The organism is Massilia frigida (assembly GCF_011682175.1).
Classification (GTDB): domain Bacteria; phylum Pseudomonadota; class Gammaproteobacteria; order Burkholderiales; family Burkholderiaceae_D; genus Telluria_A; species Telluria_A frigida.
In genome coordinates this window covers 1-1,095 of the sequence record NZ_WHJG01000131.1, presented here as the reverse complement: position 1 = coordinate 1,095, position 1,095 = coordinate 1, and the positions used below count along the sequence as shown (strand labels likewise).

The following is a 1,095-nucleotide window of genomic DNA, read 5'->3' as shown; positions in this document are numbered from 1 at the left end:
CGTTAAGGGTTGTCCGATGCCGGCCGCCGTCACAGACTCAAACTGATGCACGCAAGCGTCTCCGGCCGGCGTTGGGCAAGCCGCGAAGGAGGAAACCGCGGGATGTGTCGTTGTCGTCAAGCTGTGCCACCGGCTATGGCGATTTGAATGGTGCCGGTGATCGGATGGCTGTCGATTGAGGCGGCCGATCGGGTGTCGATGGCGTCGGCGAGGCGTTTAGCGATCGCGATATGAACGCCGGAACCAGGTTCGGTCTCTTGGATGTTAGCTGTTATGGTGCCGAAGGCAAAGCAAACCCACGTCGGCCATGACCGACGACCTGGGCGCTGGCAAATTGGGGGCGCGACGTGGTTCATGGCGGAGCGCCTTGATGTCGTGGTGGTGCTGGAATCGGATGGATCGGCAAGAAGATAGCTGTGATCGCCATCGGCGCGCCACAATGCCGACAGATGAACGTTGGCGCAATTGGCTCGGCAATCTGCGCTGCTGCCACCGGCGTCGGCACATGCAGTAGTGCGCGCGCAAGCGCCAGGTTGGCCTTGCGTCCGGCGTTTGCAAAGATCCCGTAGTGCCGGATCCGGTGGAAACCTGTGGGCAAGACATGCAGCAGGAAGCGGCGCATGAACTCGCCAGCGTCGAGCGTCATCGTCTTGTGCATCGCGTCCTTGGCACGGTAGTCCTTCCAGCGAAACGTCACGCCACGCTCATCCATGGACACCAGGCGCCGGTTTGAGATGGCGACCCGGTGCGTGTAACGCGACAGGTAGGCCAGCACTGCCTCGGGCCCGGCGAACGGGCGCTTGGCGTAGACCACCCACTCGCAATGTCGCAGCGGCGCCATCGAGCGCGCGAAGGCATTTGGTTCCGCCAGCGCCGCATACTCCCCGAACAAGCGTATTTGGCCAGCGCGATGGGCTGCGGCCAGCGCATCCAGGAAGCGCCGCCGGAACAAGCGCGAGAGCACCCGCACCGGCAGGAAGAAACCTCGCCTGCAGGCGATCCAGCGTGTGCCGTCCGGCGCCAGGCCGCCGCCGGGGACGATTCCGTGCACATGCGGATGGTGGGTCAGTGCCGAGCCCCATGTGTGCAGCACCA

2 protein-coding genes are annotated in these 1,095 nt (G+C 64.1%); both read right to left on the bottom strand.

Annotated features, from left to right (window positions below; genetic code table 11):
* Positions 1-116: 116 nt before the first annotated feature.
* Entirely contained in the window at positions 117-356 is a 240-nt protein-coding gene (locus F2P44_RS34315) for a hypothetical protein (protein ID WP_167094554.1), read from the bottom strand.
* Positions 353-1,095, bottom strand: a 743-nt coding sequence (locus F2P44_RS34310; RefSeq protein ID WP_187363526.1) for an IS91 family transposase, incomplete at its 5' end; no start/stop codon positions are given. The genes F2P44_RS34310 and F2P44_RS34315, both read right to left, overlap by 4 nt.

Bases quoted from the DNA above. Each gene is read 5' to 3' on its own strand.
- F2P44_RS34315 (WP_167094554.1), bottom strand. From the start codon at position 356: ATGAACCACGTCGCGCCCCCAATTTGCCAGCGCCCAGGTCGTCGGTCA.